Below are 8053 nucleotides of genomic sequence, written 5' to 3' on the forward strand. Positions count from 1 at the left end.
GACACACAAGACTAACAATATCAAGAATAAAAAACATGCTAAAAGAAAAATAAGAATATAAACAAAAAACATCACAACATTACACACTACATATCTAACATGAAAAATCCTTAACTTAACAGCTGTGAGTATTAAAGAGTATTAAAGACATTTATTGGAATTAGTATACTTTCCTACAATTAGCTAATTCCATATAATTCTCACTGAATCTGTTTATTTTGTATTATTGATTCTAAATATAATAGCTATTAGCCAATAATTATTGAATAATAAGTATTAAATGGTTAATAAGTATTAAATAATAGCTATTAAAAAAATTAAGGTGAATTAAGTGGGTCTATACCTTAGTATAGCTGCAATGCCACCAAATGCTTTTAAAAGTTGAGTTCCTTCTTCTGTTTCTGAAGATATAAGTTCTACATCAGAACCAAGTTCTTCAGCCATTTCAATGAAATGATCAACAAGAGATTTAACATGAGAAATTTTCATTTTTTCTGAACAGTTAGTACAAACATGTTTTTCATCTTCACGAGGATCTTTATAAGTTACTTGTTTTTCAAACCCACAATTAACACATTTTAAATAATGTCTTGTGTGTTTCAAATCTTCAGAAATGAGTAAAACATCAACAGCACCCATTTCTAAGAATTTTCTAACTTCATCTTCACCATATGCACCAAGCCCATCATCATGAACAAGCTCAGACAAGAATCTTTTAACAAGCTTCTTTTCTTTCATTACTTCCATTTCATTAAGAAGATCTTCAGACTTATCAATAATTTCTCTTATACCAAATTCACCAGTATAAGAAGTATCAATAGTATCAATAATCTTATCTTTAAGTTCATAATTAAGATAATCTCCTTTAAAGAAATCTTCTTTAGTATGACCTGGACCTCCTAAAATAATACCTTTAAGATCTTCGATTGGAAGTAATGCATCGTCCATATGACTACCTATACGTTTAAGGAACTCATGAGCTGCTAAGTCAATAAGACGATCAAATCTTCTTTGTGATTGACCTCCAGCTTTATGTTTACCTGGAACTCCACTAGTTAAATGTTTTAGTATATCTATTCTTTTTCCTTTTAAAGTAGCCAATGTCGCTTCTTTCCTATCTAAAACAGTTATTCCATAAACTTCTTTAGAATCAATCATGTATTGTAATGGTTCCAAGTAAAACTGAGAGTCACAATGATAAGTGTATGTTTGAATAGGTTCAGGTGGTTCAAAAACATAAGTTTCCATTTTTTCAGTACCAGGACCTCCACGAGGAATCATTCCAACAAAAAGAAGCAAACCATTTTCAGGAGGATGCTGAAAAAGACGTAACCTTTGAATTATAACTTCAATAGCTGATTGAACATTTTTCCTAGTTTGTTTACTTTTAATATTAGCACTTTGACCTGATTCATCCCGCATATGCTTAGCAACATCACTAAGTTGCTTATCAGGAGGTATATATACTGAAACAAGCTCAGTTCCCCTTCCTTTCTTATCAGCTAATTCTGCAAGTGTTTTTTTAAACTCATATAATTCTTTAGATGATATTTCAGACATTTAATTACCTACCCTTTAATTAAATAGTAATAAGTATGATGAAATTAAGTAAAAATATTAATAATTAAACTTAATTAGTTATATAAATAAATAAAATTAAGCTTCAATTTAATAAAAGCATTTTTATGTTTAAAATGATTATTTTGTGAAATAGTTTTGATCAAACTTTTATTTCCAGAGTAAATTAGAGAAATCTTCGATTTCTCGTTTTCAAAAGTTGTTTTATTTAATAATATTATTACTTTATACAAATTAGTATATATAATTTTATTCATTATTTCGATTATTTCAAGTACAATTAAAAACAATTGATAATAAATTTAAATAATTGAATAATAAATAAGAATATATACTATTAAAAATGAATTATTACAAATACTACCAAATTGTTAAAATAACCATATAACCAAAAGCCCATAACATAGATTAAAAATTTACTTTAATACACAATAATAGACAAATAGGTGAGTTCATGAGAATTGTTATTGCATTAGGTGGATCAATATTAATAAAACAATACAGTCACGAAAAATTTCAAGAATATGGGGAAATACTAAAAGAATTACACAAAGACCATGAAATATTCATAGTTGTTGGTGGTGGAAAGCCTGCACGAGAGTATATTAAAATAGCTAGAGACTTAAACTCTGGTGAAGCCCAATGCGATGATATAGGAATTGAAATCACAAGACTCAATGCAAAATTACTTACACTTGCCCTTGGAAATATTGCATACCCTGCAATTCCAACTAACTTCCATGAAGCACATAGCTATTCAGCATACGGCAAAATAGTGATTATGGGAGGAACCGAACCAGCCCATAGTACTGATGCAGTTGGAGCCATTCTTGCAGAATATGTTAAAGCAGACCTTCTTATAAATTTGACTTCAGTTGATGGAATGTACAATAAAGACCCTAATAAGTATGAAGATGCTGAATTAATTGAAGAAATAACTGCAGAAGAAATGATTGAATTTATTAAAGATAAAGAAGTTAATGCAGGAACCTATGAATTCTTTGACATGACAGCTATTCAAATGATAAAACGGGGAAAACTAGAAACCATAATAGCCAGTGGAGAAAACCCTCAAAATCTCATCAAAGCAGTAAACAAAGAAAAAATAGGAACTAAAATCATTTTTAAATAAAGTTAAAAATGAAAAAATGAATAAATCAAAAAATATATGACAAAGGATACGATTTAAAACTACATAAATTATAATTATTATTTATATTATCAATATACCACAATTAATAAAAATAAATATTCAATTAAAAATAGGAGATAAAAATATGGTAGATGTGCATAAGCATTGTCCTGTTTGTGGGACACCAATCCCTTTAGATGAAACAACTTGTTCAGATAAATGTCAAGGAGTTCTAAGTGAAAGAAATAAGAAAGTCAAGAAAACCCAACTGACATTATATGGAGTGTTTATAGTATTCATAATAATATGGATATTTGTAACATTTATTAAATAATAACAAAACTAATATTTTACCTTATTTTAATTTAATAAATTCTTTTTCTTTTAATCTACGTATTTTTTTAGTTATATTCCCCATGTCCTTTTCATAAGATGTGATAATTCCTTATACTCTGACATTTTCCGTTTTTGATTAGAGTCTAAGACTTATATGTTATGCATATTAAATAATATCTACTTATCATACAATATCTACTTATCATACAATATCTACTTATCATACAATATCTACTTATCATACAATATCTACTTATCATACAATATCTACTTATCATACAATATCTACTTATCATACAATATCTACTTATCATACAATATCTACTTATCATACAATATCTACTTATCATACAATATCTACTTATCATACAATATAACTTCTTGTTCTGATTCCTTTTCGGATTTCAAGGAAATAATAATTTTTTAAGGTTTTCTAATAAAATCATGTTTTTATTCAAATTTTACTATTACTTCTTTTCCTTTTAGTGTTCTGAAATTAAATAGCTATTAGATTAAAGATTATTTGTATTATATCAAAATCTAATAATCTAAGCCCCATATAAATCATTAAAATAGCGAAGATTCTCCTAAGAGGAGTTTCATTAATTTTATTAGATAATATAGTTCCAACTTGAGAAAATGGAATTGAAAAAATAGCTATTACAATAAAATTAATTAAATACACATAACCAAAAACAAGTGGAATGTTAGTTACTTGGTTGCTTAACAAATAAGGTATCAATGATCCAATAGCTGTTAATGAAATGAAAATAGAAGATATTGCAGTTGATTCTTTCATTGAAAATTTAAAAATAAAAATAAGTATAGGAATTATAAAAAGTCCACCACCTATACCAAACATTCCTGAGGATAATCCAACTAATACTCCTAAAACTCCTAAAAATCCTAAAAAAGCCATTAAATAAATATTAGAGTTATTGAAATTATTGCAATTAATATCAAATTCATTAAAATTAATACTGAAAGTATTAAGTGATCTATCAGCATTATTTTTATATAATTTATCTGAAATCAAGATTAGTGAAATGCCAATTAAACAGAACCCTAGTAATGTCTTAATAAGGTCTCCCTGAATATGTGTTGACAATAATCCTCCTAAAAAACCTCCTAAAATCCCAAATATCCCTAATATAATTCCTATTTTTACACTATAATTAGTATAGTCTGAGAATTTGTTGTGTTTATAAATTGAAGATATTGATGTTGGAATTATAACGGCTAGACTTGTACCTAAAGATATCATTAAAGCTGTGTCTGATTCGATACCAATAGAACTTAAAAGGAAGAATTGAAGAGGAACCATTAAAAATCCTCCCCCAACACCTAAAAGTCCAGAAGATATGCCTACAAATATTCCAATTAATATTAAAAACACAAAATAATCAATAGAAATTATTAAAAACCCCTTTCATAGAAATAATAAATAAGCAACTACATGCAACTACACTACATTATTATAATTATAACCATAACAACATTTTATCTAAAGAAAATTATAAATCTCATTAATAACAATATTATAAACAATATTAATTTTATAAGTGTTAATTATAGTACTAAGTGTAATATTAATTTATAGTATTAACTTAATATTATAGTATTAACTTTTAATTTATAGCATTAACTTAATATTATATTATTAATTTTTAATTTATAGTATTAACTAATACATAAATTTAATTACTAAATTAACTAAAATATTAACATAAGGGTTTAAAGATGAAAATAAGTCGTTACACAATAATAGGGATCCTGTTCTTAATAATATCAATTTTAATATTTTATAGTAATAATTTAGATGTATTTATACGACCTGTGACCCAATGGATACTAATGGGATCTTCTAAAGGAAAAGATATTTTATTTTTCGCATTATTTGGAATTTTAATTATATTTAGCCAATTATTAAGTAATAAAAACTATGAAAATAATAGCTATTCTTCCAAAAGATATAGAAAAAGTAAAATAAATTCAATTAGATGTAAATCATCAATTATTAATAAATTATATAAAAAATGTTCAATATCTAGAAAAAGTAGTGATTTCTACCTTAAATTATTAATAATATTATTTTCAATAACAATTGTTTTTGGTTTGATACTTGAAATTATCCTAAGACTGAATTATAATATTGGAATATTCACTATTTTTGTATCTATGGTTCCAGATGCAACTACAACCAGTTTAATCCATTCACATATATTTAAAGCAGTTTTAGGAAATATAATAACCTCAGCTATTTCAAACGTACCTTCAGGAATCCATACTGGGAATTCATTATATGGAAATATTCCCCAAATAGCTAATTTAATAGTCATTTTAATGATAATTCTTTTTGTTTTGACATTACTGTCTTTAAAGAATAGATTAGCCCCAACAAGAATTATTCTACTACTAGCTGGAACATGTGGACTGATTGGAGTAATTGATGGAGGTTTTTTTGCAGTTCCGACAATCATTGGAATTTATGGATTTTTATTTGTTTATTTTGATGGTGATTTTATTGATTACATTTTTGGAAAAATATTTAAAAATAAAAAAATAATTAATGAAACATATAAGAAAATATATTATTATATTGAAATTGCAAGAGAAAACCCAATATTTAAAAATAAAAAAAGAATAATTATTGATTTGAAAAGAAGTATTCCACATTTAATACTAATTTTAATAATTATACTTAGAATATCAATATCTATTTTAGGAACCAATCCCGAATATTACGAAATAAACTTAATAAACCATGTCAATGATTTAAATGAAAATAAAATAAGCAATATACCTAATTACCTAAACAATAGCTATCAAGTAGTTTCATCTAATAATATAAACAATAATACAGAGATAAAAATTGCTTCTGATTATAATGAGATGGAGCTTTTAAATAGTCTGATTAAAAGTTTAAAAAATAGAACAGACGCATTTTCAATGTCATGGAACTTTTATTCTTATATTTGAATAAACACTTAGGAGATAGAATATGGAACTTAGTATTATCATTCCAACATATAATGAGGAAGAATACCTTCCAAAATTACTTAAAAGTATTAAATCTCAAAAATTCACAAATTATGAGATAATTGTCTCAGATGCTAATTCAGCTGACAGAACAAGAGAAATAGCTAAAGAACATGGATGCAGAATAGTTACTGGGGGAACACCAGGTATTGGAAGAAATAAAGGTGCTGAAATAGCTAAAGGAGAATACTTATTATTTTTAGACTCTGATTTAGAACTTACTGAGAATTATCTTGAAAAAGTTTTAAATGAGATAAAAAGAGAAGAGGGAAGTATTGGAATAACCTTAATGAATCCATTATCAGAAAAAATAAGAGATAAATTTTTACATAATATTGCAAACTGGTTTATGATAGCTTTTGAGAAAATTAAACCTCATGGAGCAGGATGTTATGGAATAATTGTTAAAAAAGCAGCACATAACAAATATAATGGGTTTGATGAAAGTTTAAATTATGGAGAAGATACAGATTATATTGAAAGAATTGCAGAACAAGAGAAATTCAAAGTATTAAGAGATGCTAAAATACTTGTTTCAACACGAAGATTAGAAGAAGAAGGATTAATTAAGCTTGCAAAACAATATGGGAGAAGTACATTTAATGATTTTAGAGGAAGAAGAACTGATGCAGAAGAATTAGAATATAGTTTTGGTCATAACACAAAGGATTTAATTGAAGAAAACACATTAATTAAAAGAATAGAATCCCAAAACAGTAAAAAAGACAAGAAAATAAAGTTATTAAAAAATGAAAAATCAATTGGTTCTGAAATAACCCCATATAAAAGAAAAAAAATATTTTATAGTGTTTGTGGAGAAGGTATGGGGCATGCTGTTCGCAGTGCTGTGATTATTAAGGAATTACTTAAAAAATATGAGATTTTTGTCTTTGCAAGTGATCGAGGGTATGAATATCTCAATGATAAATTTGATAATGTCTTTGAAATTACTGGATTTAACACAGTTTATGAAAATAACAAAGTTCGAAACAAAAAAACATTAATAAATGCAATTAAAGATACTCCAAATAATTTGAAAGAAAACTATGGAACATTATATAAAAAAGCCAAAGAAATTGGACCAAACATACTAATATCTGACTTTGAAAACTATATTAATATTTTAAGCACCATTATAAATGTACCATTAATTAGTATAGATAATATACAGATGATTACGAAAACCAAGGTAGAATATCCTCCAGAATCAAAAATAGAAATGATAAAAGCTAAAGGAATAATAAAATATTACATACACTTTGCAAAAAGATACATATTAACAAGTTTCTTTTACCCAGAAGTTAAAAACCCTGAAAAATCCATTATTTATCCTCCAGTAATAAGAGATAAAGTTAGAGAACTTAAAACTAGTTATGGAGATTATATTTTAGTATATCAAACAAGTACATCCAATAATAAATTAATAAACACACTAAAAAAGATTGATGAAAAATTTATAATATATGGCTTTGATGAAGAGAAAACTGATGGAAATCTAACCTTTAGAAAGTTCAATGAAGATGAAATATACAATGATATGAAGGATGCTAAAGCTGTTTTAACAAACGGTGGATTTACTTTTATAAGCGAAGCTATTGCTCTTAAAAAACCAATTTTCAGTGTTCCAGCTAAAGGAAATTTCGAGCAGTTAATAAATGGATTTTATGTTGAAAAATTAGGCTATGGAATGTTTAATAGACAATTACATAACAAAGAATTCCTTACATTTCTAGATAATTTAGATAAGTATAAAGAAACATTAAAAACAGTGAAAGTTGAAAATAACAGTAGAATAATTAAAGAAATAGAAGATTCGATTGAAAAATATGCGATTGATTAATAATTAATTGGCTGTGCAATGATTATTTTTTGTAAAAATAGATATCTAATTAAAATAAATTAAAATATTTGTAAGTCATTAATACATATTTTTTATAAAAAATAAATGTTTAAAATAGTTATAATTAA

6 protein-coding genes are annotated in these 8053 nt (G+C 25.7%); 4 read left to right on the forward strand and 2 right to left on the reverse strand.

Annotation, left to right across the window (positions count from 1 at the left end):
* Positions 1–327: 327 nt before the first annotated feature.
* Complete coding sequence (prf1, locus tag MBFIL_RS00965; protein WP_066970582.1) at positions 328–1560, reverse strand: peptide chain release factor aRF-1; 1233 nt, start codon at positions 1558–1560, stop codon at positions 328–330.
* A 472-nt stretch (positions 1561–2032) separates the two neighbouring features.
* Between prf1 and pyrH the strand changes: the two genes are divergently transcribed.
* Entirely contained in the window at positions 2033–2710 is a 678-nt protein-coding gene (gene pyrH / locus MBFIL_RS00970) for a UMP kinase (RefSeq protein WP_066970584.1), read from the forward strand.
* A gap of 145 nt (positions 2711–2855) precedes the next feature.
* Positions 2856–3044, forward strand: coding sequence for a DUF2116 family Zn-ribbon domain-containing protein (locus MBFIL_RS00975; RefSeq protein WP_066970586.1), 189 nt, complete (start codon positions 2856–2858; stop codon positions 3042–3044).
* 498 nt (positions 3045–3542) lie between these two features.
* Here the strand turns inward: MBFIL_RS00975 and MBFIL_RS00980 are convergent, their stop codons facing one another.
* On the reverse strand, positions 3543–4442 hold the full coding sequence (locus MBFIL_RS00980) for a sulfite exporter TauE/SafE family protein (protein WP_169805483.1): 900 nt from the start codon (positions 4440–4442) through the stop codon (positions 3543–3545).
* Between the two features lie 344 nt (positions 4443–4786).
* Between MBFIL_RS00980 and MBFIL_RS00985 the strand changes: the two genes are divergently transcribed.
* Complete coding sequence (locus MBFIL_RS00985; RefSeq protein ID WP_157078609.1) at positions 4787–6025, forward strand: hypothetical protein; 1239 nt, start codon at positions 4787–4789, stop codon at positions 6023–6025.
* Positions 6026–6047: 22 nt separating this feature from the next.
* Complete coding sequence (locus MBFIL_RS00990) at positions 6048–7925, forward strand: MJ1255/VC2487 family glycosyltransferase (protein ID WP_066970591.1); 1878 nt, start codon at positions 6048–6050, stop codon at positions 7923–7925.
* Positions 7926–8053 lie beyond the last annotated feature (128 nt).

This window comes from Methanobrevibacter filiformis, assembly GCF_001639265.1.
Taxonomy (GTDB): domain Archaea; phylum Methanobacteriota; class Methanobacteria; order Methanobacteriales; family Methanobacteriaceae; genus Methanacia; species Methanacia filiformis.

What these genes read in the sequence shown, in the direction of transcription:
- prf1 (WP_066970582.1), bottom strand. Translation starts at nt 1,560, where the DNA reads ATGTCTGAAATATCATCTAAAGAATTATATGAGTTTAAAAAAACACTT.
- pyrH (WP_066970584.1), top strand. Translation starts at nt 2,033, where the DNA reads ATGAGAATTGTTATTGCATTAGGTGGATCAATATTAATAAAACAATAC.
- MBFIL_RS00975 (WP_066970586.1), top strand. Translation starts at nt 2,856, where the DNA reads ATGGTAGATGTGCATAAGCATTGTCCTGTTTGTGGGACACCAATCCCT.
- MBFIL_RS00985 (WP_157078609.1), top strand. Translation starts at nt 4,787, where the DNA reads ATGAAAATAAGTCGTTACACAATAATAGGGATCCTGTTCTTAATAATA.
- MBFIL_RS00990 (WP_066970591.1), top strand. Translation starts at nt 6,048, where the DNA reads ATGGAACTTAGTATTATCATTCCAACATATAATGAGGAAGAATACCTT.